This window comes from Desulfobacterales bacterium (assembly GCA_034003325.1).
Classification (GTDB): domain Bacteria; phylum Desulfobacterota; class Desulfobacteria; order Desulfobacterales; family JAFDDL01; genus JAVEYW01.
Genome location: JAVEYW010000013.1, coordinates 25535 through 50945, shown reverse-complemented (window position 1 = coordinate 50945; position 25411 = coordinate 25535). Strand labels below are relative to the sequence as shown.

22 protein-coding genes and 1 tRNA gene are annotated in these 25411 nt (G+C 50.7%); 1 reads left to right on the top strand and 22 read right to left on the bottom strand.

From position 1 onward, the window contains the following. Positions 1-445: 445 nt before the first annotated feature. The 5 genes from RBT11_14330 to RBT11_14310 form a co-directional block, all read right to left on the bottom strand. Entirely contained in the window at positions 446-1840 is a 1395-nt protein-coding gene (locus tag RBT11_14330; GenBank protein ID MDX9787958.1) for a sigma-54 dependent transcriptional regulator, read from the bottom strand. Positions 1841-1855: 15 nt separating this feature from the next. Further along, positions 1856-2536, bottom strand: a complete 681-nt coding sequence (gene lepB, locus RBT11_14325) for a signal peptidase I (GenBank protein MDX9787957.1) — start codon at positions 2534-2536, stop codon at positions 1856-1858. A 105-nt stretch (positions 2537-2641) separates the two neighbouring features. Then, positions 2642-3109 (bottom strand): phosphatidylglycerophosphatase A, encoded by a 468-nt coding sequence (locus RBT11_14320; GenBank protein ID MDX9787956.1) that lies wholly within the window; start codon positions 3107-3109, stop codon positions 2642-2644. A 200-nt stretch (positions 3110-3309) separates the two neighbouring features. Further along, on the bottom strand, positions 3310-4479 hold the full coding sequence (larC, locus tag RBT11_14315; protein ID MDX9787955.1) for a nickel pincer cofactor biosynthesis protein LarC: 1170 nt from the start codon (positions 4477-4479) through the stop codon (positions 3310-3312). Between the two features lie 69 nt (positions 4480-4548). Then, positions 4549-5694, bottom strand: a complete 1146-nt coding sequence (locus RBT11_14310; protein MDX9787954.1) for a M20/M25/M40 family metallo-hydrolase — start codon at positions 5692-5694, stop codon at positions 4549-4551. A gap of 117 nt (positions 5695-5811) precedes the next feature. On the opposite strand from RBT11_14310, the gene RBT11_14305 reads away from it, so the two are divergent. Continuing rightward, positions 5812-5909, top strand: a tRNA-Sec gene (locus RBT11_14305). Between the two features lie 94 nt (positions 5910-6003). Here the strand turns inward: RBT11_14305 and RBT11_14300 are convergent. From RBT11_14300 to RBT11_14220, 17 genes are all read right to left on the bottom strand, one after another. Beyond that, positions 6004-6372 carry a hypothetical protein gene (locus RBT11_14300; GenBank protein ID MDX9787953.1) on the bottom strand — a complete coding sequence of 123 codons (369 nt, stop codon included), beginning with the start codon at positions 6370-6372 and terminating at the stop codon, positions 6004-6006. An 18-nt stretch (positions 6373-6390) separates the two neighbouring features. Next, a complete protein-coding gene (locus tag RBT11_14295; protein MDX9787952.1) occupies positions 6391-6762 on the bottom strand; it encodes a hypothetical protein in 372 nt (123 codons plus the stop codon). Between the two features lie 22 nt (positions 6763-6784). Beyond that, positions 6785-7594, bottom strand: coding sequence for a hypothetical protein (locus RBT11_14290; GenBank protein MDX9787951.1), 810 nt, complete (start codon positions 7592-7594; stop codon positions 6785-6787). After that, positions 7591-8331: a hypothetical protein gene (locus RBT11_14285; protein MDX9787950.1), complete on the bottom strand. Its 741-nt coding sequence runs from the start codon at positions 8329-8331 to the stop codon at positions 7591-7593. The genes RBT11_14290 and RBT11_14285 overlap by 4 nt, the downstream gene beginning before the upstream one ends. Continuing rightward, complete coding sequence (locus RBT11_14280) at positions 8331-8837, bottom strand: hypothetical protein (GenBank protein MDX9787949.1); 507 nt, start codon at positions 8835-8837, stop codon at positions 8331-8333. Before RBT11_14280 ends, RBT11_14285 begins: the two co-directional genes overlap by 1 nt. A gap of 1 nt (position 8838) precedes the next feature. Next, positions 8839-9855 (bottom strand): hypothetical protein, encoded by a 1017-nt coding sequence (locus tag RBT11_14275; GenBank protein ID MDX9787948.1) that lies wholly within the window; start codon positions 9853-9855, stop codon positions 8839-8841. 1 nt (position 9856) lies between these two features. After that, positions 9857-10708: a hypothetical protein gene (locus tag RBT11_14270; GenBank protein MDX9787947.1), complete on the bottom strand. Its 852-nt coding sequence runs from the start codon at positions 10706-10708 to the stop codon at positions 9857-9859. Next, positions 10708-11133 (bottom strand): hypothetical protein, encoded by a 426-nt coding sequence (locus RBT11_14265; GenBank protein ID MDX9787946.1) that lies wholly within the window; start codon positions 11131-11133, stop codon positions 10708-10710. The genes RBT11_14270 and RBT11_14265 overlap by 1 nt, the downstream gene beginning before the upstream one ends. A gap of 9 nt (positions 11134-11142) precedes the next feature. Further along, complete coding sequence (locus tag RBT11_14260; protein ID MDX9787945.1) at positions 11143-11508, bottom strand: hypothetical protein; 366 nt, start codon at positions 11506-11508, stop codon at positions 11143-11145. A gap of 64 nt (positions 11509-11572) precedes the next feature. Further along, the gene (locus tag RBT11_14255) at positions 11573-11818 is read right to left on the bottom strand and encodes a hypothetical protein (protein ID MDX9787944.1); all 246 of its coding nucleotides are present in this window, start codon (positions 11816-11818) and stop codon (positions 11573-11575) included. Next, a complete protein-coding gene (locus tag RBT11_14250) occupies positions 11799-12092 on the bottom strand; it encodes a DUF2829 domain-containing protein (GenBank protein MDX9787943.1) in 294 nt (97 codons plus the stop codon). The genes RBT11_14255 and RBT11_14250 overlap by 20 nt, the downstream gene beginning before the upstream one ends. A gap of 99 nt (positions 12093-12191) precedes the next feature. Next, positions 12192-12392 carry a hypothetical protein gene (locus RBT11_14245; GenBank protein MDX9787942.1) on the bottom strand — a complete coding sequence of 67 codons (201 nt, stop codon included), beginning with the start codon at positions 12390-12392 and terminating at the stop codon, positions 12192-12194. Next, a complete protein-coding gene (locus RBT11_14240; protein ID MDX9787941.1) occupies positions 12383-12625 on the bottom strand; it encodes a hypothetical protein in 243 nt (80 codons plus the stop codon). The genes RBT11_14245 and RBT11_14240 overlap by 10 nt, the downstream gene beginning before the upstream one ends. After that, positions 12622-12879: a hypothetical protein gene (locus RBT11_14235; protein ID MDX9787940.1), complete on the bottom strand. Its 258-nt coding sequence runs from the start codon at positions 12877-12879 to the stop codon at positions 12622-12624. Before RBT11_14235 ends, RBT11_14240 begins: the two co-directional genes overlap by 4 nt. Then, on the bottom strand, positions 12876-13379 hold the full coding sequence (locus tag RBT11_14230; protein MDX9787939.1) for a hypothetical protein: 504 nt from the start codon (positions 13377-13379) through the stop codon (positions 12876-12878). Before RBT11_14230 ends, RBT11_14235 begins: the two co-directional genes overlap by 4 nt. After that, positions 13372-13686, bottom strand: coding sequence for a hypothetical protein (locus RBT11_14225; protein MDX9787938.1), 315 nt, complete (start codon positions 13684-13686; stop codon positions 13372-13374). Before RBT11_14225 ends, RBT11_14230 begins: the two co-directional genes overlap by 8 nt. A 175-nt stretch (positions 13687-13861) precedes the next feature. Beyond that, positions 13862-25408 carry a strawberry notch family protein gene (locus RBT11_14220; GenBank protein MDX9787937.1) on the bottom strand — a complete coding sequence of 3849 codons (11547 nt, stop codon included), beginning with the start codon at positions 25406-25408 and terminating at the stop codon, positions 13862-13864. Positions 25409-25411: the final 3 nt, after the last annotated feature.

Below are 25411 nucleotides of genomic sequence, written 5' to 3'. Positions count from 1 at the left end.
TTAATCAGTAAACGGTTATGATTTGAATAATGCTGTCTTTATGTGATTTTTTCTTTGATATTCGGTGCGCTTTTGTTGTCGATTCAGCCCTCCTTTGATTGAACGCCCTCATCGTTTGAAGCAGCTTTTATGATGCTTGATTGCTCGTTTTTTTGTGTTGCAAGGTGCTAATGCAAGTGAGGTGCCAAAAACAAAAAAAACGAGATGCATTATTTTTTTGCTTTAATTTTAATAAATTAGAATTATAACGATTCCATGCTTAAAAAAAACGGCTATTTCAAAAGGGAGAGGACGCTAACAATATTTTGTCCGTTCATGACAAAAATCGTCACCGTCAGGAGCTTTGAAGGCGAAGCCTGAGAGGCTTCCAAACAAGGGGGGCAAAAACCGCACATGGGCTTATCCTTCCGTGATACAGCACATGCTCCGGCATGAAAATGGCGGCTTATTTATCAATCCCCAGCTTATCCAGCCGATAACGAAAGGATCGGAAACTCATTCCCAGCAGGTTGGCCGCCTGTTTTTTCCGGTTGCCGACACAGGAGAGGGCCTTGTTGATATAGGCCCGCTCGATATCTTCGAGAATCGTATCCAGGGACACCCCGTGTGCCACATCGTCGAGGTTAAAGCGTTTTCCCTCCACGCCCTCGATCCAGCGGCGTTTTTGAACCGAAAGGGCCAGGCTGTCGGGCAGAATAATGTTGGTGCTGGTAAGCGCGACACTTCGCTCGATTAAATTTTCCAGCTCGCGAATGTTGCCCGGAAAATCATATTTTTGCAGCAGCTCAATGGCATAGGAGGAAATTTTGTTGACCTCCTTGCCCATTTCCCGGGCGTATTTTTCGAGAAAATGCTGAATCAGGTCCCGAAGGTCACTCTTTCGCTCCCGCAGCGGCGGCACTTTGATTTCAATCACATTTAACCGGTAAAAAAGATCCTCTCTGAAATTGCCGGCCATGACCTCTTCGGCCAGCGTCTTATTCGTGGCTGAGATGATTCGGACATCCACTTCGATGTCTTTCAGGCCGCCCACGGGTTTAAACACCCGCTCCTGAATGGCGCGCAATAATTTCACCTGAAGGGCCATGGTCAGCTCACCAATCTCATCGAGAAAAAACGTGCCGCCATGGGCGATTTCCATGAGTCCCTTTTTATCGTGCGTCGCCCCGGTAAAGGCCCCTTTGCAGTACCCGAAAAGCTCGCTTTCAATCAGGTTTTCAGGAATTCCGCCGCAGTTTACGACCACGAAGGGTTGGTCCCGCCGATCGCTCTCCTCGTGAATCGCACGGGCGATGAATTCTTTTCCGGTGCCGCTTTCCCCGGTGATCAAAATATTGGTGCGCGTTTTGGCGACCTGCCGGATCATCTTGTAGATGTGCATCATGCGAGGGCAATTACCCACAATCTTGCCAAAATGCATTGTCCGCTTTTCATCGCCGTCTACAAGCTCTTTTTCCGACTCATGGCTCTGAATCTCGAGCGCCTTTGCAATCGTGCCCCTGAGCTCCGTATTGTCAAAGGGTTTGGGCACATAGTCGAACGCGCCCAAATTCATGGCTTCCACCGCGTTTTCAGTGGAGGCGTAGGCGGAAATCATAATGACGGCCGTGCGCTGATTTTTTGACTTGGCGGCTTTCAGAACATCAAGACCGGTTAAATCCCCCAGCCGAATATCGGATAACACCAAATCAAAATCGGCCTTTTGAATTTCCGATATCGCCTCCCGGCCGGACCCCGCGCATGAGACATGGTACCCTTCACGGTTCAGCATGAACTCCAGCACTTCCCGCATGCTCAACTCGTCATCAACCACCAGTATGTTTGCGTTTTTTCGTGGCATCGCTCCGCGTATCCTTCATTTCAACAACGTCCCGATCCTGCCCCACCGCACACCGAAATTCTGAGTATCCCAAGACCAGTAAATGATAAACGCCTTTCCCTTGACCTTGTCCAACCCGACAACCCCCCAGTATCGGCTGTCCAGGCTTGAATCCCGATTATCCCCCATCATGAACAGATGCCCTTCTGGCACCGTAATCGGTCCGAAATTATCCCGCGGGCCGAAGCTTTGAGGATAGATATGGGGATCCGAATGAATTTCGTATTCGGCGGTGATCAATTGTTGGTTCCGGAAAAGCTGTTTATTTTTAATTTCGATCACATCGCCGGCAACGCCGACCACCCGTTTGATATAGTCCTTGTCCGGTTCATGCGGCGGCACAAAAACGGCAATATCGTCAATCTGCGGATCCTTTATGGAAATAAGCGTTTTATTGATAAAAGGAATCTTAATGCCGTAGATAAATTTGTTGACCAGAATATGGTCTCCGAGCTGAATGGTTTCCAGCATCGATCCGGAGGGAATCTTAAAGGCCTGCACCACGAACGATCGAATAAAAAGCGCCAGAATGACGGCAATGACAATGGCTTCCAGATTCTCGCGTGATACTATTTTTTTTAATGTTGACGGCGTCGCATCCTTTGAATGAATCGGCGTCGACGAATGATCCTTATGAATCTTTTTTATTGCATTCACTTCTGTTTATTGGCCCTTTCTCCCGGTATCGGTTATCGCCCATTCCCAAGCGGAATAATTCGGAATGGGCACTCCATACAAGTGTTCGGCTCCTATTCCAGGGCGTCAGGCCATTTCCGTGATGCTCAGCAGGAGTCTCAATAAAAGGTTTGCCATCACACCGGCGGCCACATCATCCAACACGATTCCGGCGCCTCCCGGCACGCTATCTTGAATCTGTCGAATAGGCGGCGGCTTCACAATATCCAGCACCCTGAAAAGAGAAAAGCCGGCCGCAGCCGTAAGGGGGGTAAACGGCAGGCCCATCATGGTTACCATCATGCCGGCCACCTCGTCAATGACAACACATCCCGGATCTTTTGCACCCAGCGCCTTCTCGGCTTCATGGGAAACCCAAATGGCAAAAAGAATAACCCCTATGATAATAACAACCGCACTCGCAACTGACATTCTCGCCAACAGATAACAGAGAACAAGCCCCTCAAGCGAGCCGATGGTTCCGGGCGCAAAGGGCATATGGCCGACACGGAAGCCGGTTGCAATCAAAAGAGCCGTTTTTGCTTTTAAATTCATGCCTCTGTCTATATTCCGGCACGATCTTTGTCAAGGCCCCTTTTTAAACCCTTTACCAGAAACATGCGCGCTTTTGCGTGTATATTCGCCGAAGGTGAAAGATGGCTTTTATGCATCCCAGCATCCCAGCATTCCAGCATTCCAGCATCCAGCTTTGCCGGGTTAGGCGAATGCCCCTTTCATGACGAATCGACAGCGTGTCAAACCGGCGGGGAGACAAGCCGATAAATTTCTTTTAACGGCCTGTTCTTTTCAACGGCGATTCTTTTGCATGCTTCAAATTCAGGCACCAACCGCAGGGTTCCGTCCGGTCCGGAAACCCGCTTATAGTCAACCGGGCCAAAGGCGGTATTCAACGTTACGACCTCGCGGGCCAGGACATGACGTTCCACCGGATAAGACCTGACCCCCAAGGTCGTTGTTTCGGACAAGATTCGATCAATGACGGTTTGTTTCAAATCCTGAGTGCATAAAACCGTCACCAGCGTACCAGGACGGTTTTTTTTCATCTGAATCGGTGTCCAATAGACATCCAATGCACCGTCGCCAAGCAGTCTTTCCATCAAATAGCCGTATATTTCGGGATTCATATCGTCGATGGCAGCCTCCACCACCAGAACATGATCCTCCCGCAAGAGCGGGCCACGGCGGGTTTCCCGCCCCACCACAATTCGCAGCAGATTGGGCTGCGATGTAATCTCTTTTTTGCCCGCGCCATAACCGATTTTCTCCACCGTCATATCGGGAAATTCCTGAAACCCCTCACAAAGGGTCGCCAGAATCGCGGCCCCGGTCGGCGTGACCAGCTCGCAATCCACAGGGATTCCGTAGACGGGAATATTTTTCAATATCGCCACCGTGGCCGGCGCCGGAAGCGGCAGCGTGCCGTGTCGGGAACTGACAAAGCCTCGTCCCAACGGCACTTTCGAGCCGATGATACGATGCAAATTCAGGTATTCCACACAAAGCGCAGCGCCGACAATATCAACGACGGCGTCAATTCCACCCACCTCATGAAAATGCACCGTTGCTTTGTCGCACCCGTGAATGGCCGCTTCGGCATCGGCTATTTTCTCGAATACCGCCAGGCTGATCCGCTTTACGCGCTCTGAAAGCGGGCTTGAGAGAATCAGCTTTGAAATCGCCGAATAATTCCTGGATGGGGCCGGCTCATCGCATGACACCTGAATGTCCGCGGCGCCGATGCCGTGCCTGGTCACTCTCGATTCGGCGATACCAAAGCCCGCCAAGGGCAGGCGGCTAAGGCTTTCAACCAGGTGCGATACCGGCACGCCCATATCCACGAATGCCCCCAGCACCATGTCACCGCTGATTCCCGAAAAACAATCAAAATAGGCTATTTTCGACACAAGACACCTTTCGTTGTCACAGAGGGATGGCTATTAGCTTTTAGCTAACAGCTAAAAAACACACCTATCTCAATTGGTTAACTCCGCGTGCAACCGGATAATCTCAATCATCAGTTCCGCGGTCTCAACCATGGCATCCAATGGCACCGATTCTCTCACCGTATGCATATCCTGCATGCCGGTGCCGATCACGCCGGTCACGATGCCTTTGCTGAAAAAGATGTTGGCATCCGCGCCACCACCGGTGGTCCGGCAGGTCATGGTGCGACCAAGGTTTGCGGCCGCCCGTTGCGCCAGCACCACCACCGGGTGATCCTCGGTAATATGGGTCAGCGGAAAATCATCTTCCACCAGGGCTTCAAATGCGGGCAATGTTCCGGAACCGGTGGCACCCCGATAGTCCGCAACCACTTTTTCAAAGGCATCAAGAATCGTTTGCGTGGTAGCAATCAACTTCGTTTCGTTATGGGATCTGACCTCTCCATGAAGGGTAACCAGATCCGGCACGATGTTGGTCGCCTTGCCGCCTTCGATCACGCCGATATTGCAGGTCGTCTCCTCATCGATACGGCCAAGGGTCACCCCGGCGATGGCTTTGCCGGCGAGTAAAATGGCATTGATCCCTCGTTCGGGAGCGGCTCCCGCGTGAGCGTCCTTCCCGTATACTTTCATCACAAATCGATTCGCAGCCGGTGCCCTTGTGATAATCCCGCGGGGGTCCGAAGCATCGAGCGCAAACCCGTATTTGGATGAAATCAGGCTGAAATCAAGATGCTTGGCCCCCAGCAACCCAACCTCCTCACAGACGGTCAGCACCAATTCCAACGGACCATGCTTCAGGTTTTTCTCCTGAATCGTCAACAAGGTTTCCAGCAAAATCGCTATGGCGCTTTTATCGTCGGCACCGAGAATCGTGGTGCCGTCACTGGTAAAAACCCCGTCCTTAAATACCGGCTTCACCCCTCTCCCCGGCTCCACCGTATCCATGTGCGCATTCAGCATCAGCACAGGTGCATCCACATTCCCCTTAAACTTGGCAATGATATTGCCTGACTGCCCCCCGATCGCTTCTCCAGCTTTGTCCACCATGATATCCGCGCCCATTCCGGCCAATTTTTCTTGAAGCACCGCGGCAATTTGCCCTTCTTCTTTTGAAACACTGTCGATTTTCACCAGCCAAGTAAAAAGCGACATCAACCGTTCTTTGTCAATCATAAGTCAGATCCCTTCTTTTCGTATTTAACGACTAATCGCATCAGATTGCATAATTGATTGCATAATTGACTCGACCTTATTTTTAATATTATATATAATACCAATTCGCAATCGTGAGGAAGCGCGCAGCTATCTGGTGTGGCTCACGGTCTTCAAAACCGTTGTGGGGCGCTAGAACCGTCCCGGGTGGGTTCGATTCCCATGCGCTTCCGCCAACACTTAAAATAAAATCAGGACGTTGTCAAAATTAAAACGTCTAAAAAGGGTGACGGGATGGTGACGGAATTGGCCTCGTTACCACCCTGTTTTTTACCGCACCTTCGCCCCATGGAAAAAAAACGGGTACACCCCGCCAGACACGAGTGTCACAACAAACACGATTGTAGCAGCGCCTTTATGATCGCCCGTCGGATATTTTAATTTAATGCTGACCACGTTGCTATTGATGGTCGGCGTGAAATCCGTATCGATCAGACCGATAGCCGTTTGTCCTAAAAACACCGTATCCCCGGATTCGTCCAAGGTCGCGTCCTCCGGGAGCACTTTACCGGTAAACGCGCTGACCGTCACAGCGGATATATCGTCCTCTGAAGGGAGCGCATCGTTAAAATCGAATGGATATGGCCCCCAATTGTCAGTGGAGGCTCTAATTTCAATTGCTCTGTTTTTAAAATCCATACTATTAGCCCTCCGAGGTTATGCCGGGTCAGGGATACCAATATCAAACGCCGTGAGGGTGAACGTGTTTCCGCTGGTTACGCCCTGACTGGCCGACAGATCCCCAGTTGCCAGAATTTTAGTCGCGCTGTCATCGGTGAGCGCGAAATGCGTGGCCGTGCCGGTCGCGGTAACAGATCCATCGGTAATGGCGGATACCGTGCGTTTCCGGCCACCGCCCGTTCTGTCCTCAACTGCCCCAATCGTTGGGGTTGCTTTCTCCCCGAGCTTGTACGTTGCGATATTGGCCCAGGTCAAACCGGGGTCAGCGCTGAGAATTACCAGCTTTTCCGTGTTGTCCAGTACCGCTAATGCGGCATCGAGTATGTCGTCGTGTAGCATATCAGCCATTGGTGCCCCTCCTGGTTAGCAATTAATAAAAATCTTTCTGCTTTGCGTAGATCGTGCTGAAATCTTTCTGCTTTGCGTAGATCGTGCTGAAATCTTTCTGCTTTGCGTAGATCGTGCTGAAATAAATAGGACCGGGCGAATAAGTCAATGTCGGCTGCCCAACGAAACCAGCGCCGGAAATGATATCAGACGCAGTAAGAATATTAGGCGCTTGCACCAGTGCCGGTGTGTTAATGGCCGGTTGGCCCGTTGTAATGTCGGTTGACGTAAGTTCGTTGGGGGCCTGGGCGAGAGTCGGGAGCCCGATTGCAACCGCCCCGGAGATGATCCCGGCAGAAAGTAGGGCATGGGCCTGCCAAATAGTTGGATTTACGATTTCAGGCGCCCCCGGCGTTATCCCGGTTGCAATTAAATCGTGGAGCCCATGGGCGAGAGTCGGGAGCCCGATTGTGACTGCCCCGGAGATAACGGCATCCGAGAATAAAACATGGGCCTGAGTGAAAGTCGGGAGACCTATAGCAACGGACCCAGCCGCAATGCCGTCAGAAACGATGGCATGAATTTGGCCTATATCCGAAGAACCAACCACCGGTTGATCGACTGTGATGTTTGATGCTGTCAGTGCATCTGCTATCGTTAAACCATAAATTCCTGCCGCCGCTCTTCTGTCAAATTTTGATGCTACGCCATCGGGGATGGTATAAATCCCCATTGCCACACGACGCTTATTAGATGCCACAATGTCCGTAGCGACAGTTTCACCAGGGAAGAATGACGCGAAAAATCCTTCCTGGAAAAACTCGTCTTGGAAAAAGCTGTATGTGGATGTCATGAACCGTCTCGTACACCGATGGCAGTGCGATTATTGTTAGAATCAACGGTTACGCTTAGCCTCGTTTTAGTGTCTGCAATATCTCTGAACCCAAGCGTGTCGGTACCACCGCCCGTCGTTTTGCCAGTGAGGACCGCGAGAATCAGTCTATTCATTTGTCGGATTGTAATTGTGCCTTCCTGGACTTCATCCGAGACTGCATCAGCAAGAGCCGCCAATGCCGTCGCATTCCATGAAACAGTGTTGTCAGAGTTAGGTACCTTATCGAGTTCGGATGCTGTCGCCACATTTCCTGTTAATCGGGCCAGGAAGGTGTCCAGATCCAGCCCACCGGCATCAGAAATAGGCAACCCCCCGGCGGCATCTGCTGCCGCATTGGGTAGCGCCGTCATGCCGCCCCTGACGGCATCATCAAAGTCCATTGCGTGTTGGGCTGAAGTATTGCCGTAAGTTTCTACCATTATAGCCGTGTCAATCCACGCTTTCGTTCCCTGGTCCACCACATATACCACAATTCTGGCGGCTTGCATTTCTGTTGCCGAAAGCGCGATTGAATAACCATTCCCCTCATCTACAAAACCATATGTGGTGGTCACTTCAGGCCCTTCATCTCGCATGATGTAGGTATCCCCAGAGGCAAATACTGCATTAGTTTTTAACTCAAGACCAGTAATGCTATATAAAGTAAAATCAATGGTTGTTTGCACTCCATACTTTCTAAGGAAAGGTCCTTGCATTAATAGTTCTCCCTCGCTTGCAGTGTTTTTGAGCCAATGGAGCCCGTAAGGGTATAAGTAGCGTAGAGCGAATACGTGCGAGCATACTCATTCGATATTGCCGGGAAAGTAGCAGGCAACGTTGAATTATAACTCAACGAGGCATATTTGGTTACCCCAGAAGAATCATAATTGTTGTTAATATTTGCATTCTGGTTTGATACTATCCAATATTTCGACCCCGCTGTTATTTCTACAGACAAAGCATTGCTATCAAACCAAGAACCTGATCCACTTACAGCAACTTCCGTCGCTTGCCCTATTTTTGAGCCAGGATAATTACTCCCGGTATCACTATAGATGCCTACAACAAAATTTGACCCGTACAAGTCCCCACTATTAAATACTGACACTTTAGTAATTATCCCATTTTGAGGTGCTGTAAATTGCCAGGCATATATGTAATGCATAGCCATAGTGCCCGCAGATCCTGATGTTGTTTTTTTGCCTACAGTGTCAGTGCTCATTTTATGCCCCGCTATCTAATTCAGCCTTGGTGAATGTTGTGCCGTCATCCGATAGTGCCGCTTTTGCGATCTTGGTCCCGGCATCATTGTAGATACTCAACTCAGCATCGGTCGTTGTCGTTTTGTTTCTCAGCTTCATGTAAGGCAACATAACGGCTTGTGCCAATGTCGGCGTTGCAGAGGGGATGCCTTGCGCCAGTTCCGCTATTGTGTCAACGCTTATGGCGTCAACGACCTCAGCATTGACGCTTGCTTTCATCGTAGCGGTCAGATCACCACTGGTTGGCGCATTGGTCAAATTCGTAACGGTCGTGATCGTTCCGGCTGTGATATTGGTGGGAGTTGCCAACCCATTTTGGATTGCTGTAATTGCCGTTGCATTGGGCGCGTTGATCAGATCCATCTGGGAGCCAACAGCGGCAGGCTCGGCTGGAAGATTATCGGTTTTTGCCTTTATCGCCGCCGTGTCGGTTTTAACCGCCGCCACATCAGCAGACACACTTGCCCCGGCAGGTGCGCCAAGTCGCGCGAACGTATCGCCTGTTTGCGGCGTATGGCCGGCAAGAGTCGTCACGGACGGGATAACGTTATTGGTTCCGGCGTATCCGGTGCCGTCGAAGAAGGATTCGGCGTTATCGGCAGCCGTGGAATCGCCTGATAACTCAACCATATCTGTTTGTAGATAATCAGACCCACCGATTAAGGCATCATAAACATTGGCAGGCACCACCATGAATTCATCCCAAACAGGCAACGCGCCGCTTTCATGGACCATGACTTTTAACCGGCCCAGCGTGCCGGTGTCCGTGGCATCCAACGGCACATTATAATAGCCCAATTCATCATGCGTAGCTCCCGTAGCATCGTTTGATTGCGCCATATCGCCGCCGTTTTTGGAAAGCCGAATATCCGCCTGCGAAATTGTCAGCTCGGTTTCGGCTGTCTTTCCGTCCGTGTCGTCCAGGAAGGGGCCAAGCTTGATAGTTGCCGCCGTTGATTGCTTTAACCACTGTGTCATTTTATGTGGTCCTCATTTGTCTGTAGTGATTCATGAAAACTGGAACAGAGGTTGTCCCAGGTTCGCTGCTCGAAACAGGGAAATACCTCGGAAAACTCCGAGGATAAATGCCGGCGTAGGGTTCGGCTGATAGTAATGCTGCCTGTACTGAATTGAATGCTGCTGGGACGATGCCAAGGGCTTGAACAATGCCCCTCATATATGCGGCATCTGCTGAACCACCACGTCTGCCAATAGATGTTTCAGTACAAGTTGTCGTTACCGGATCTGAAACGGAAGTGTTATCCGCACCAACCGAAACCCCATCAATGAAAAACTCTCTGTCAGTAGCAGAACGAAATGTGCCGATGATGGACTGTGTTTTGCCAAAAACTACTGTATTATATGCAGCTTGAATGGCGGTAGTAACGCCGCCGCCCTTGGCATTCAGTGCATAGGTTAAATTTGCCTGACTCGAAAAAGCAATGTTATACTCTCGTAATATACTATTATATCTATAAAACCCGATAATGCTACCAGCTGTATCATAGCCCGTATCAGGTACAATAGTAGCAAACAGAGTGAACGGGTATCCAGTGATACCGAATAAACTTTGAGTGTCAGCGTAGGACGAAACAAACTGCAACCCTCCTGACATTCGTTCGCCTGGGGAGGAGATTGTAAAAGGGTTGAATAGGTTTGAGCCATAATTATATAGCACATTGCCGCCACCCTCTATAACCGGCAGCATGAGAGTCGGCCCTATCATCCCCAGCCGGTTCTCGAAATAATCCCGAACAGCAGCCTCAACCTGAGAGCGTGGCCCCCACTGCTTCGGTTTTTGCTGATATAATTTTCGGTGAAAGAAAGCCATTAGCTATCCGTTTCAGGTGTGTACGGCGCATAAGATAGTACATTATTTGCTGCCGCAAAAGCAGCGCCAGTCTTGTTCACCACAGCCAGTTTAAAATATCCTGGTGGGATCATTAGCTCTCCGATTCGCACATGCGCTGCACTGGTGGCTGCTACTGGAAGCGTGATAGCATAGGCGGTTGAATCATTGTCTTCGTAAACTGTACCGCCGTCAATGCTTTCAATCAGCCTCACCAGAACAGCCGGATTTGCTTGTGCTGACAGATCAACCGATGCCAGTTGAATCTGCACCTTCAACAGCATGTCCCTATTGGTACTATTGTTGATGGCAGCCCCTAAAAACGCCCCGTCATTGGCCAGCGAGTTTAGGTCAGTCGTAAGATAATCTGTCTCCGTCAGGGCCGAGTGGATATATTGTGTAACCATTTTATCTCCTTATGCCACATTCCCGTAGTAACCGTACCATTCCCATTCTGTGGCAAGCCTTGTAAATTCAGCGTTCATGCTCGGCGTAAAGGCCGCTTCAATCTCTGCTTTTTTCTGAGCAGGAGTGAGCGATAAAGAAGAAAACCTGATGTTTAAAAGCCTCTCAATGACTTTTCCATCCTGCATATCCTGATATTCTTGAGCAAAATCAATCTGATGATTCGGAATCTGGGACGTTAAATCGCAGCATTTTTTTACTATGTCGGTGTAGAGAATATTTGCTGCGTTTTTTGCCGCTGCTGGGACAACATAGTGGAAAACGACATTGATAGTTTTCTTGTCGTCTGACTGCGAAAGAATGTGATAGTTGCTCATTAAATGCTCCTTTTTACTCGTTTAAAATACATTTGGCCACTGTATATCTGACTCAGTTCCCATCTTATGGCTCTATCTTGTCAGCCTGTGGGGTGCTGATAGTCCCGTAATGATAGTCCATAATTCTTTTCATTGCCCGTTTTTCTAAATCATCCATAAATGGCGCGCTTTTTTTCGGCTCACTTTCTTTTAATAGAGAAACAAACATCCAACAAATCGCCCACAATGCACCAACTATCGCGAACGATTCAGGCAAGTTCATCATATTCTCGCTTTTTGAATTAGTGTTTTCACACAATTTGCCAATCATCGCTTAACATATCCGTTTGAGATGCTAACCAAGGAACCAAATTTTTTGGCGCGTCTGGATTCGTGGTTTGCAGTCCTGTAGTATTAATGTAAATATACGGATGCGTCATTTTTGAGTGAATATCAGGAAACTGAATCGCACAAAATATGCCTTTCCCGTTCCACCCTTTTCGCATTACCTTATGCCCTTTTTTCATTGCTTCGATTGCCAGGCCAAACGACATATTATCAGTCCGTCGGTAAGCTTCCTCATTTGTCCCTATAAACTTTTCCATTCTTTGATACCTCCAATTTTTAAAGTGTTTAAATCAGCCATTACTCTCAAATGTGCTTCATAATGAAGCCCTCCAGATCATTCTACCAACGCCTTAGCGTCAGATTGTGAACTCATATCCCAAATCCGAACAAGCCCGTGCTACCGCCTGAACCAGCGGGCATCCTTCCCGATAATGGATTTCCATTGCAAGCCTGTTGATCTTTGATTCCTTTTCGCTCTCTATTTCAAGCGCTGTTAGGTCGCTGATCCGGTGGCGGTTACCGCAGGTCGGGCAGGTGCAGTAGTGGTTCATTGGCATAGATCAATATACTCCTGATAATATGGGTGATCCCACGGATGGCAAGTCTTGTCATTATCTCTGAATTTGTCCCATGTTTGAAGCTGGAACTTTTCGTCAATCAAATATGCCCACCCTGCCAAATAGCAGCTATCCCCGAACAGCCGGTACTCCACTTCATCCAGATCGAATTGATCTTTGAGAGCGCAGGTCATTTCCATGGCCCGGCATATGAAGCAGAGGAATGTTTTCATTTTGCGCCACCCGCAATCCCGCCGAGAACATTGATTGCGTTCGTAAGCGCCGTTGCTTCACTGTCCTGTGAGTCAAGAGTTACCTTGATAATTGAGCCGTCCGGCTGAACCGTCTCAACCGACAAACTTTTGATGTGCTGGTCGCCTATCCGGTAATACTCCACTCCTTGGTATTTTAGCGAAACACACCCTGTCAGCAAATACCCTATAGCCAAAATCCAGAGCGCTATTAACACCTTTGCTTCTGTTTTCATTCCCACACCCCCTCATAAACGATTTCCCATGTCCGCCACTGGATGATCATGTCGGCAACATAGTTGGGATTTTTCCCCGCCCAATTCTTCAGTATCCCCGCATGATACAAAAACTTTGCGGCCAGTTCCGAGCACACGGGGATATTCGCCGGGTGAAAGTACTTCGCCAACGGCGGTATCAAAAAAAACGCAAGGCGGTGGACGGGGTAGATATACCCGTCGTGTCCCATGATCTCTGCATAGGCCGTCTCGAATTTCTCAAACGTCATATTTTTGTTCCGGCCGATGACGATCTGCTTCCCGACGTATTTGGACAGATCAGACTTTTTGATCGTCCACAAAGCCTCAAACGTGTCACCGAAGCGGCTGATAATGATCCCGGCGTGAGAGTACTTGCTTTCGTCATCCGGGTCGAAAAAACGTTGCACGGCATTTATGGCCCGGCCAAGCATCATTGGGTTTTCCGTGCAAAAAACATCCCCTGGTCGCAGCTCAATCATTATGGTCCCCATGGTTACGCCGTTCGAACTGCGGAAGCTTTTCCTCAAGTTCTTTCAGCCGGTGCGTAATCAGCCGGAATTGCGCCACCAGCTCATTGATGGATTTCGACAGCGCCCGGATCTCGAGCATTACCTCGTCAAACTTTTTATCTCCCCTGAGTAGGTCGGCATCGATCTTGGCCTTGATCTCCCGGCAAACCGTCACATCCTGCTTGTTGTCAATTTTTTTATACAGATCTGAAAAAACAACACCATAAACAACACAGACAATGCCAATGATACCGACAAACAGCGACAGAATTTCCAAGGCAGGCCACCCTCCATTCGGCAAAAAATCAGATATTTATTATGGAACCTAAATTAAGGGTGAGCAGTTCCGCAAGCTATGATGGTTTAAATAGCGGTATGTGGATAAAAAACCCCAAGGCCATAAGCTATGGGGTTTTGGGGTCAATTGGATTTTTCGTGCCAAGAAAGCAGATCTACTGATCAAACATGCCGCGCTGATCCATCATTTCAGCGGCTCGTTTCCGGAGGTACGTGGGCGGTAACTGGTTCTTGGTCCGCGCCCGCATCGAGGCCACCATATTGTCAGGCGTGATGATATATTCCGGGCGCCCAGTCGCAAATTGTTTTTTATTCCAGTTTTTCCAGTCGGCGAGCACTGTGTCGCGCGCGTTTTTGTCCTGATCACGAAGCGCATTCGCAAGTTTGTTGGCAAGCCTGTGTTGTTCATTTAACTTATACGCCCTAAAATCTTCCAGGTCTTGTTGCAGATCCCACGCCTTTGTGCTGGATACCGGCTGAAACCCAAAGGCTTTCCCAATCGCTTCTTTTTGGGTCAGCTTGGCGGCCCCGAGCCGTCCTGGCATATTGATAGGTTGGCCGGAGATGGTGGATTGCCCCTCTGTATATAACCTGTATGCCTTTATCGGGTTTGCCATCGACGTCGGCACCAAGTATTCGAGCGCCCGTGAATGTTGACCGCTGTTAAAACTGCGGAGCGCGTTTTCGGCATCTTCAATTACAGCCCACGGTACCCCTACAATCTCCCCAAACCCTCGGCCGATTTGCCCGGTAATCGAGTCGCCGATCTTCAGATTATCAAAAACAGGCAGCTCCATTCCGACCGACCCCCCGAGATTTACACCAAGCCCCGCCGGCAGGCCATAAACAATGATGTCGCGCAGTAGATCGTTGTCGACAACGCCAAGCGCTTCAAGCGCTTCATCTTCCGGGTCGTCCCCGGTAAGCTGTTTGATGGCGTTCAGGAGCGTTTTATAAAGAGGGATAGAAGATATCCCGCCAATAGCGATAGTTGCGCCAATTGATTTTATCGCCGCACGCACCCCTCGCCCACCGTTCTTGAGCATATACGTCCATAAATTAATCAGGTTATGCGTGAAGGTCCTGAAAGTATATCCAAGAGCCAGCACCTTATTGCCGGCGCCGCCTCGAAAAATTTCAGGTCGGTTCTCTTTGCCATAGACGAAATGGGAATCATCAACAATTTCTTCAGCGAAAGCCTTGGCAAGACCATACGGCGCTTTTTCTCCTGGTTCTAAACCATACTTGGCAAGGGTTTTTTTGTTGTTGATCTTCCCACCCCGAGCAACACGAAATGCGGCAATGGCCAGCGAAGATCGGTTAAAGCTCTCGGCTACAGCCATTGGCCATCCAAGAACCCGCATGATTTTGTTTCCAGCAGAAAAGACGTTGCTGTTTATTTGCCCTCTAACTTCGTGCAAGAAGTTGCTGCTGGTGGTGCCCTCCTCGAACATTTCTTCAAGTAGCTTTCGCTCTTCCGGCTTCAGGTTCTTTTGCTTGGTTGCGGTGGCGACCAGGTCGCTTGCCGCGGCATTAATTGTTTGCCCCATAGCGCGGCCGGTTTCCATCCCAAGCCGCGGCCAACCAGCAATGATATTTTGGGTAAGATTCAACGCGGCCGTTTTTACGTTTCCGCCAAGATATTTGGCAAAAAAAACCGCTCTGAGAGTATTTGTTGCCCGGTCCCACTGATCGGAGTTGGCCATCATGTCATAGACGTATTGCCGCATCGCGGCCCACAGGTTGGGTTGTCGACTTGCGCTTTTGGCAACGCCTGCCATTGTCTCAGAAAAATCCCGGCTTGCGCTCATTTTGGTAAGCCACCCATAAAGCCCAGACTTGTAATCAAAGAGCACGCGGCGAATATCCTCTATCTCATGCCCAGGGATGCCTTTCCGATTGATCAGATGCGACCCCCAGCCGCGGGACTTCAACGTATCGGAAAGCGCTTTCGGGAGAAGCTGTCGAAAAGCCTCTTTTGCTTCGGTATCGACCGTGCCAAGGCGTCGGACCGCCGCATCCATGACTGCCTCCAACGCCTCTACAGGAATCGGAATCGCGTAAACATCTTCCGGCAGTTTTTCGACTGGCCCTGATCTTATTTCATGGTCCGGAAACTGTTTCGCCAATTCTTTTGCCCGGCTTATCGCTTTCAACTTTGCAGGCCCGACGGCGTTGAAATGTTCCCGATATACCACGTTGCCGCCTGCGTCCTTGACCTGTATGTAATGATTCCCATATCGCATGTGGGGAAAATAGTTGTGGATGTTCCCGACCGCTTTCCGGAAGTTGTCAATGACGCCTTCATCGATGTCATCCATGCTTTGCATGGTGTTGATAACAGTCGCCAAATCCTGGTCCAGGCTTTTCCGGATATCAATATAAACGGCTTTGGCATGATCGGAGACCCCGGCGATCTTGTCCAGCCACTGCCGATATTCTGTATAATGGGCATCGTTGATCAGGTATTTCCCCTCGTCGTCTTTGGTGAGCTTGTTCGTTTTTAAATCCTTGATTCGTTGGCCCTCAAGGCTCCACACCAACCGGCGAAGCTGATCCATCTCGGCGCCGTCCATTTTCCAAAAATCTGCCGTCGCATCTAAAGCCTCGGCCAATTGCCGCATCCTCTGCTTTTTCCGGGCCTGCTGACGATCAAACAGGGCTTTAAATTCCGGGTGCTTTTTGGCGATCCAGGCCGGCGGCTGGGTCATTCGGGTACGCTTGCCAAGGTCACTTCGCTCATCGAATTCGAAATTATCGGGCGCTTTCGTAAAAAGAACGGACAAATCAACGAATCCGCCCTCATTACCAAGGATTTTTTTGGCTTGTGCCCAGGGAGACGCGCCATTTTTTTCAATCTGGTCGTTAACTAATTGGTCAAATTTGTCTTTGCCAAAATCCCGGATCTTATTTCTGGCAGCCTTTATGGCGCCATGTTCGTCCTCGGCAGCGACAACTTTCAGGCCTGTTGTGGCCTCGGTGACAACCCATTCGCCATCCTCATCGCGATGAATAAAGGCGTCCACACCCAATGGCGATAAATCTGCCTTGGCGGCATTAGCCGGCGCTTTCACAAAACCTTTGCCTTGAATGTTGACATAGTAATTGTGGCCATCCGCTTGCGTTGTATCTACGGTCGCTCCACCGGTATATGCCGGCCGCTTCGCAGGTGCTTGACGATCTGCGCTATCGCTCTCAGATTTACCCCCGGTAACTCTGACAACGGGATATCGCGCAATGATATCCTGCATTACCTTTTCGCCGGTCGTACCGGTGGGAACAAACACGCGCGTCTTCCAATTGATAGTTTCGGAAAAAGCACCGAGTTTCTCAAGCTGATCAACGGCCGTCGAAAGATCCCCCTCGGCCTTTATCTCAACCTCAATGCGGGTTTCCCCAGAAACTTGACGACGACCGACTTTCCACCCGTTTTCAAGTTCAAGCGTTTTGCCATTTTCATATACGGTATCGAACGCAGTCTCGCCGGTCATTTTTGGCCGCTCGGCTTCCACCCCGAACCGCTCGACCAGAGTTCCCACAAAATCAGGCGCAACAAGAGGCCCTACAATTCTCACCCCGTCATCAGTTTGGGCGCGATACACTCCCCTTGAAAACCCTTGGATCTCATTCCAGATTGGCAGCAGCAACCCAGATAGCATGTATTGCTCTGCCGTTCTGATTTTTTCGGCATCATCATATTGTTTCGTCCAAAGGTTTTCGGCCTCAATTTCACTGATCTTGCCGTATCGCTCCTCCAATTCTTTGCGCGGGATCTTTTTGACATAGGCCTGGTTGATGGTTTTTAGATTCACCATTGTCTCTATTGAACCATCCGGCATATCCTTTGTCCCACCAGGGAAAGCTGCAAACACAGCTCCGCTTTGATTGTTGGTCCAAAAACCATGCCTTGGGGCTGGATATTCTTCCCGAAAAACGTCCCATTGCATGAGGGGCCGCTTGTGGGTTGTCTGGAGTTTGATCAGCTTGGTTTGCGCCCCTGTTCGTTCATCGGTCCGCAAAAGTGTTTCATCCAAGATGCGGGCCGATTCGGCTTCAAGATTCGCCATGCCTTTGTCGAGGGTGCCTTTCTGTTCAGCCTTTAAAAGCACATCGGCATATCGTTGTTCAAATTCGCCAAACACCTTGTTTTGCATATCGACTTTCAAGGATAACAGCCGGTTTAAAAACTGCTTCAGCGGCGGGACATTAAGCCTGAGCTGGCCCATTTCGTCTTCCTTTAAAAGAGGCAGGGCCGTCTGGCTCATAAAATCTTCAAAGTCGATGCCGTCGATCTGCCGGGCGAATAGGTCATCAACGAACCATGACCATGCTGCGTTTGCGTGATCATTTTCAAGGTTATCCGTCGCCTTAAAAATCCCCTGCGACCCTGTTTGCCGTTGTCCTTTGGTAAGAGCGCCCAACTGGTCCAACCGCCGTGCGATCGATGAGACAAAGCGTTTTTGACCCTTCAGGTCGGTCGATACGGGTATGTATTTAGGCGGCTGCGCCTGGTTCGACCGGTGTGTCCGGCCAAAGCCCTGCGTTGCCTCATCCGCTCGCCATCCGGCCTGAAGCAGGTAATGAATCCGTTTTTGTTGGTTCTTTGCTGCAATGTCCGCATGGTAACTCGCGCCGGTCCCGCCGGCCTGGGAGAAAACAAGCACTCGCTTTTTCCCATCCATAAAGGCTTTTGATTCTGTAACCTTGGATGCCGCACCACGCTTTTGCTCTTTGCCATTCAGAACCCGACGCTTGCGCCCTGTTACCTCAGCCACCATACCCTCTCCGAATTCCTCAAGGATCATGTCAATCGGGTTGTGGGGGACCTGCAACATGGAAAGGCGCCTGATTAAGGCTTCACGGGCTTCAACTGCCTCGCGGTTTACAACCGGATTGCCTGCGGAATCCACCACGGGCCGCGTTCTTAAATTCCCGTTCTCGTCGGTATATTCCTCAAATTGTTGCACCGGGAAACCGTTTTGCACATATTCAATCAGCGTTTCACGCGGGGTAAAGTCAAGTTCCGCTATGTCATCCCCGGCAATTTTTGCACGGGTCAACGCCCTTTCCTGTGCCGCTTCGTTCGTGTTAACCAACTGTACAACCGCGGAATGCCCGGCATCAAGATCACGGCGGATGCTCTTGATCACACTCGGCATGCTCATTGCCGTTGTAACCTGATTGAAAAAGCGTTGGTGTGCGCCCCAAAATTGCGAGATAATACTTCCGCGTTCCTTTTTGCCAACGCCTGTCAAGCCAATGGCCTCGTTCATGTTTTGCAACACCACTTGCCATGATTCAGCAAGGGAATCATAGATCGTGCGTTGCGGTTCTGTAAGGGTATGGGTAAGCTGCTCGTACTCAACGCCGTCAAACGACAGCGACCGGGCCAAATAGAGCCCCATCGATTTCAGGTCTCGCGCCACCAACTCCATGGCCGCGACCCCGGAGTTTTCAAGGCTGGAAACAAAAAGATCGTTGGAGGCAAACGGGGTCCCGTCCCCCCATAATCCGAGGCGAGAGGCATATGCCAGGTTATGGGGTTCCGTTGCGCCGGTAGCTGAAACATAGGTAATGCGGGCATTTGGCAATGCCCGCTGGAGATCATCTCCGGCCATGGCAGATTGCGCGGGCTTTTTCACATTAAAGCCCTCTTTGCGTTCAAGCAGATTCCCCATTTTGTGAGATTCATCGAAAACAAGCGCCCCGTCAAAATCAGGTCCGAGCCATTCGACCAATTGATCCAGTCGCTTGACCTCGACAGGTGTATCTTGTTCAGCGCTTTGAGGGCGCTGTTTCGCGGCCAGAGTGCTATAGGTGCAAAAAATCACACCCTCTTTTAACGTAACTGGTTGATCAATTTTATAAGCGTTCAGGGGAATAATTCGATTAGCAGGGAAACCAATACCGTCGGCATCACGCTTGGCATCCTGTATCAGGTCAAAAGTTTTTGACAACCAAACGGCTTTTTTGCGGCCCTGATTCCAGTTGTCCATGATAATGCCGGAAATGATTCTGCCTTTACCCACACCCGTACCGTCGCCGACAAAATACCCTCGTCGCTCGCCATTGGGTAGCCTGTCGCTGTGCGCTTGCCCGGCATAGACAACCTGCTCGATCTGCGCGAGGGATAACTTCCCTTGAGGAACAACATCTTTATCGAGTTGCGGGGCATAGTTTGGGGTTGGCATATCTACCGCCGCCATGGCGGCACTTTCCACCATGGGGGTGGGATGTGGCTTTGTCCCCGGCACGCTCAGACGAGACGGGACATATTGCTCATAAATGGATTCTGAGAGTTTGGCGGTTGATTTTTGACGGGTGGTTTCCTCTACCTGGACCGCTGTTGTGCGATCCTCGTCAAGCTCTCCGCGCTGTAATACGTCGGGTGAACCCTCGCCCAATAATCGTGAAGGTTTCCGAGTAGTGCCTCTGCGAGATCCAGAGGATTGAGATCCTCCGCGTTTGCCGGAAGCGCCAACTCTATATTTTCCTCGGTCCCCTCCTCGGTCGTCAAGGCTCTCATCACCCTGTCCGGGGTCCATGAGTGGTTCATTGTCTCGACCAGGTCGGTCAACTGGTCGTCGTATGGCACCATCTTGCCTGCTTCCAGCGCCCATAGTACCAATTGCAGAAGATACAGCCGGTTTTGGTTCGGATCTTCCTTGACTTTCAACAGCGCTTTTTTCGCCAGTTGGTTGGCGTAATGCCTGTTGGCTTTGAGCGGTTCGTTCATTTTTCACCCCCTCAAGAATCGGGAAAAGTTCCTCAATAGTGTTGACTTTCCCGATGGTTACATTTTCCTGCGTTGCCCCTGTTTTGTCAATGACTAAAAGTTGATTGTCAAACGTGGTCCCGTATTTCGCGTATTCTTCGCCGTTTATTCCGACATTGGCCCGGACAGTGTATTTTTTCTTGATACCATCCCACCATTGCCTGAAAGTCGGCGACCCCTCGGCCATACCCTTTCCGACAATCGCAACCAGTCGCCCACCGGGTTCAAGTCGCGCAAGGGCTTGTTCGATATGTTGGGCGCCATATGCTGTCTTGTTCTTGCTCATGCGCCCGGCAGTCGCCGAAAACGGCGGATTCATCACAATGACGGTTGGCTTTACATCCTCCGGGAGGACGTTATGAAGTTGTTCCGCATTTTCCCGGAAAACCTGGTCAATGCCAAGTTGTTCGAGCAGTTCAGCGCGCCTGGGGCTTAGTTCATTCCCTATAACCTTATTTGCCCCCATGGCCTTTGCGAAGGCTGCTAAGCCGCCGGTGCCGGCGCTCGGTTCCAGTGCGATATCACCCGCCCGAATATTTGCCACCCAATTGGCGGCATACGCCAATGGCGGTGGGGTTGAAAACTGTTGGAACTCCTGTTGCTCTTTGGTTCGTTTGCTTTGAGTTGGCAGCAGATCGACCCTTTTTTTCAAAAACCGAGACACATAAGCGGCCTGTGCGGCATCGGCCGGCCGCTTGACGATATCCAGGTCAAGTACATACCGGTTAACGCCGAGTTCCATGGCATCGTAAGCATCTCGCGGGGTGTATTTCCCTTCGGCCTGCGTACCGCCAAATACCTCTTTTGCCTTGTCGAAAAGTTTGGTCCAAACAATCTTTGATTTGGTCCGAAGGGCATCCTGAATCCAGTTGGCTATTTTCATGCTTGGGGTTTCGGGGCTTTTTGCCAACGCGGGCGGTGCGTTCGATTGTTTTTGATTTTCGATCTGTTCCACCCACTCGGGATATTCATCTTCCAGCCGGCCCAGCTCCTCAGCGTAATATTCCGCGCCCGCTTGATCGGTGCGGTATTTCATCATGTTTTTGAAGGCGTCGTTATACAGCTTGGCAACCTGATCAAAGGTCAGACCGGGGCTTTTCCCCTCTGTTTCGAGCGGGGCGGACGGGACCTCCGGCAGTTCCACTTTCTCCGGTTGTGGTGTCGGCTGTGCGGGGACTTCTTTGATGTCTTCAACCGCAGTCATCCCGGCCGAGGCCATCCCCGGATAATATCGCACGCCTTCATAGAAACTTCGCAAATATGGCCGGACAGCTTCCCCGAGGTCGGATAACATGGCCCGTGAATAGGCAACAAAAGACTTCGCGCCCGCCTCAATATGATAGCCCGCAAGAGTAATGCCCGCCTGCAAGATTTCCGGATCAATACCGGCATTAAGTTGGTTCAACTTTTTGCGTAGAATTTCGCGGGCTTTTGCAGCTGCATTTTGAGTGAAGATCTTATTTGTGGTGCCGTAGGTAGAACTTGGCGCTTGAGGGGTTACTTCTTTTCGCGGTTTTTGAGGAGTCGGGCGATCCGGGCTTGCCGGTATTGCCGTGCGGCTTCCGCCGAGCTTTCCATCATCGCTTTTGTTATCGCCTCGATGCTCAGTTGCGGATTGGGTTTTGCGGTCCGATTGTGTTCCCTGATTTTCAAAAACCTCTGATATTCTTCTTCGGACATTTTCGCTATCCGCGAGGTCCTCACCTGACTTTGGGTTGATTCTGTCTTTTCGTCGTTCATAGCGGGTTTCCTCCCCTGATCCGATTTCAACATAGTCTGTTTGCATCAAATTGTCAAAAAGAGTTTGATTTAAGACCTTTTCGTCTTTGCCGGTTTTGGTGAAAACAAGAACCTGTTTCCGGCCATCAACATTGTTGTCGCTGAGTGCGAAATTGACATTCGGATTATCTTTATATTTTTTATACAAGGCGATAAAGGTCGGCAACGCACGATTATAACCCTTGATCGAGGCCGCCGGCGGAATCTTTCTTTTCGATTGCCCGCTTTTAACCCGAGCTTTGGCGCGAACAATTGAAGTTTCCGCATCAATATGCGTAAAAGCAATTGAAACCCTGCCCGTGTTTTCTAACGCCCTTTGGATTAATTCATCCGCCAACGCAAAGTTGGTTAATAAGGAGTCGTAAAGCAGGTGATAGCCTTGGTCTATCGCACGGTTGGCAACCCGCTTGTTGATCTCTGAGGATGTTTCATGAAAAGCATCGGCACGATCCTCGTAACCCGCTTGCTCTTTAATAAGATCAGCGTCGGCACGGACCATAACATCAGTTTTAAGCCCAAGCGCCTTAATAGATGTGCTTTTCCCGGCACCCGGGGGGCCACCTGTAAGCACAAGAGCTTGTTGTTCGTCACGTTCAAAAGCCGTTCGCTTCCCCTCGAAATTTAAATCTTCAAGGCGTTGTTTTTCCTTCTCCGGGATGGTGATTTGGGAAGATTGCCTTTTTGCTTGGCTCTGGTTTGCCAAGTCTGGATAGTCGGCAAGGACTGATCCGGGAACGGGCTTGCCATTTTCAACCGCTTCTTTAACTGCCTGCCGGTGATACTGCTCATAATCTGCATACGGGGCTTGCTTGGTTCCGGACTCTTCCGACTGACCAAGGCGCCGACGTTCCACCCGTTGCATGTCGGTCCATTGCTGCCGGGTGATTTCATGAGGCGCATGGGCTGATTCGAACTCAGACAGCGGCAACTCGTGAGGCTTTTTAGTAGCCTGCGGTTTTGCACTTTCAATATCAATATCCGGTACAGCTTTGCGAATTTCACGAACCGGCTTTTTGGTTTTTCCAGAGGCCAACCATTTCTTGAACGGTAGAACATGCATTTGAGTGATAGCGCCCAGGCCACGCCAACCGGGTTCATAATTGGACAGGTATAATTCCCTGGCTTCCTGTTCTGTGCCAACCCCCATAATGACCTTGTGTTCATCAAACTGACCGGTTTCTGGGTCCACCTGGTCAATAACGAAAACGGGATGCGCCTTTCGCGGCTTCAATCCGACAAACACATCCACCTGATCTCCGTCTTTGCCCTCGGTCCGCTTGAAATAACCGTAATGCCCGTTCATCGTGGTTTTCCATTTTTTGCCGTCCGGAGTCGTGCCGGAACGAGTGGAGCCGTCAGGGTTCTCGATGGAGATATCAAGCCCTTGGATTTTGACATGCCCCTTTTGATAGTTTCCGGCTTCCTTTTGTGCCTCGGTAGGCTCCGGGAGATTGTTCAACGGCGAAGTTGCAGCCTGATTAGCCTCGGCCGTGATTGACTCCGAGGACTGCTGCCCATACCGCAGCGCGTTTGGAATCCGCGTCATGGCCCCCGCCGGCGCTTCCATCGGGGAGTCCACCATTTCCGCGTCCCATGCATCAAAAATCGCATCGTCATAAGGCAACGCGATCGCATTCGGATCAATACTATCAGGGTATGGCAATGCAAGCCGCTGGTCCCGGTCTGGGAGTGGCACACCCGCCAACCTGTTTAAAATTTCATCGTCCTGACGAGTTTGGTCAACCTCCATACCCGGGACATCTCCGGTCCGGGCACCAAAACCCTGGTCAATCTGCGCCTGTCGGATGCGTTCTTGTTCAGCGGCCTGTTCTTGGCTAATCAATCGGTTTATTTCATCCTGGTTTTGCAGCCGCAACGCGCTTGTGCGATCTGGCGGGGCGTTTTGCGCCGCCCGTTGTCGCAGGATATCGACCTCCATGGCCGCCTGTTCATCCTTGGTTTGCTCCGGGAAAGCAAATGGCAGATCCGAAGAGGTGTCCAGATCAACGGTTCGGCCATCTCCGATGTTTAAGTCGTTGATCTGCCCTGCAACATCGGTTTCGGGCCCTGGCGCCGGCTGATTCAAGAGGTTAATTTTCCCCTGATTATGAGCAAGGTGGCCCATTGCGCCGCCCATAACAAACCCGGCAAGGCCCCCTTCCACCATCGCCTCGCCGACATCCTGCAAGATGTCAATTTTTGGATCTTTGTATCTCGCCCCTGCCACGTTAGAGACCATCTGCTCAACGCCGCTCTGAGGCGCTTCCTGTGCCATTTCAAGGCCGGCTTGTTTCAGCATCGTGGTAGGGAGCCGCTTACCGACTTCGCCGCCGACCAGGCGCCCCATTGCCGCTCCGGAGGGTGCCCCGAGCAGTGCCGTTGATCCCGCGACCGTTGCGCCGCCGATCATGGCCGCCCGCTTTGCAACCTCACCGCGGGCGATCTTTACAAGTTGGTCATGGGTAAGCGATTGATTGCTGGCCGCCTCAGAATAGGCCTTGGCAAATTCGTCTGTTTGTGAAATCTGTTCAATGGGGGCGGCCAGCACCATGTCGTAAATGTCTTTTGAGGATTCAATGCCCGCCATACTGCCCTCACCGATCGCCCCGCCGAGAATACCGGCAAGGCCTGAAGACAGCCCCAACTTGATCAAACCCCTGGCAAGAACCATCCCGGTGCCACTGCCCAGCGTCATCGCCGGAAGAGACTCCAAAACCGTCCCGATCATTTTTGGCGCACTGGTCCAGGCAGCTCCCATTCGGGTTTTTCCGGATTCATCCTCAACGAAAAACCGCTTTTCCCTCTCAGCCCGATATGACGGGCTTTGTTCACTGCGAAGTTGCGCCTCCCGATCTTTATAAAACCGCTCAACTTTTTGACCAGTCTCATCCATTCCGACGACATCCAGCCCCCGGCCTGCAAGTTGCCCAAGTTTATCAAAGCCAATGCTCAAGGCCCGGGTGTAATCGCCAACTGATCGACCCTCAGCCTGATTGGCCTGGTCAATCTCCGCATCCCACCTCTCAAAAACAACCGGCCCGCCGGCGGCCGCATCCATCTCTTGATCCCACTCATCAAACAAAGCCACCGCCGAATCCGGAACGGGGGCCGCGATTTCGCCATACCACTCATCAAAGATGTCGGTCACAGT

Excerpts from the sequence above, each read along its gene's own strand:
- RBT11_14330 (MDX9787958.1), bottom strand. The coding sequence starts at position 1,840 with ATGCCACGAAAAAACGCAAACATACTGGTGGTTGATGACGAGTTGAGC.
- RBT11_14320 (MDX9787956.1), bottom strand. The coding sequence starts at position 3,109 with ATGAATTTAAAAGCAAAAACGGCTCTTTTGATTGCAACCGGCTTCCGT.
- RBT11_14310 (MDX9787954.1), bottom strand. The coding sequence starts at position 5,694 with ATGATTGACAAAGAACGGTTGATGTCGCTTTTTACTTGGCTGGTGAAA.
- RBT11_14300 (MDX9787953.1), bottom strand. The coding sequence starts at position 6,372 with ATGGATTTTAAAAACAGAGCAATTGAAATTAGAGCCTCCACTGACAAT.
- RBT11_14295 (MDX9787952.1), bottom strand. The coding sequence starts at position 6,762 with ATGGCTGATATGCTACACGACGACATACTCGATGCCGCATTAGCGGTA.
- RBT11_14290 (MDX9787951.1), bottom strand. The coding sequence starts at position 7,594 with ATGACATCCACATACAGCTTTTTCCAAGACGAGTTTTTCCAGGAAGGA.
- RBT11_14285 (MDX9787950.1), bottom strand. The coding sequence starts at position 8,331 with ATGCAAGGACCTTTCCTTAGAAAGTATGGAGTGCAAACAACCATTGAT.
- RBT11_14280 (MDX9787949.1), bottom strand. The coding sequence starts at position 8,837 with ATGAGCACTGACACTGTAGGCAAAAAAACAACATCAGGATCTGCGGGC.
- RBT11_14275 (MDX9787948.1), bottom strand. The coding sequence starts at position 9,855 with ATGACACAGTGGTTAAAGCAATCAACGGCGGCAACTATCAAGCTTGGC.
- RBT11_14270 (MDX9787947.1), bottom strand. The coding sequence starts at position 10,708 with ATGGCTTTCTTTCACCGAAAATTATATCAGCAAAAACCGAAGCAGTGG.
- RBT11_14265 (MDX9787946.1), bottom strand. The coding sequence starts at position 11,133 with ATGGTTACACAATATATCCACTCGGCCCTGACGGAGACAGATTATCTT.
- RBT11_14260 (MDX9787945.1), bottom strand. The coding sequence starts at position 11,508 with ATGAGCAACTATCACATTCTTTCGCAGTCAGACGACAAGAAAACTATC.
- RBT11_14255 (MDX9787944.1), bottom strand. The coding sequence starts at position 11,818 with ATGATTGGCAAATTGTGTGAAAACACTAATTCAAAAAGCGAGAATATG.
- RBT11_14250 (MDX9787943.1), bottom strand. The coding sequence starts at position 12,092 with ATGGAAAAGTTTATAGGGACAAATGAGGAAGCTTACCGACGGACTGAT.
- RBT11_14245 (MDX9787942.1), bottom strand. The coding sequence starts at position 12,392 with ATGCCAATGAACCACTACTGCACCTGCCCGACCTGCGGTAACCGCCAC.
- RBT11_14240 (MDX9787941.1), bottom strand. The coding sequence starts at position 12,625 with ATGAAAACATTCCTCTGCTTCATATGCCGGGCCATGGAAATGACCTGC.
- RBT11_14235 (MDX9787940.1), bottom strand. The coding sequence starts at position 12,879 with ATGAAAACAGAAGCAAAGGTGTTAATAGCGCTCTGGATTTTGGCTATA.
- RBT11_14230 (MDX9787939.1), bottom strand. The coding sequence starts at position 13,379 with ATGATTGAGCTGCGACCAGGGGATGTTTTTTGCACGGAAAACCCAATG.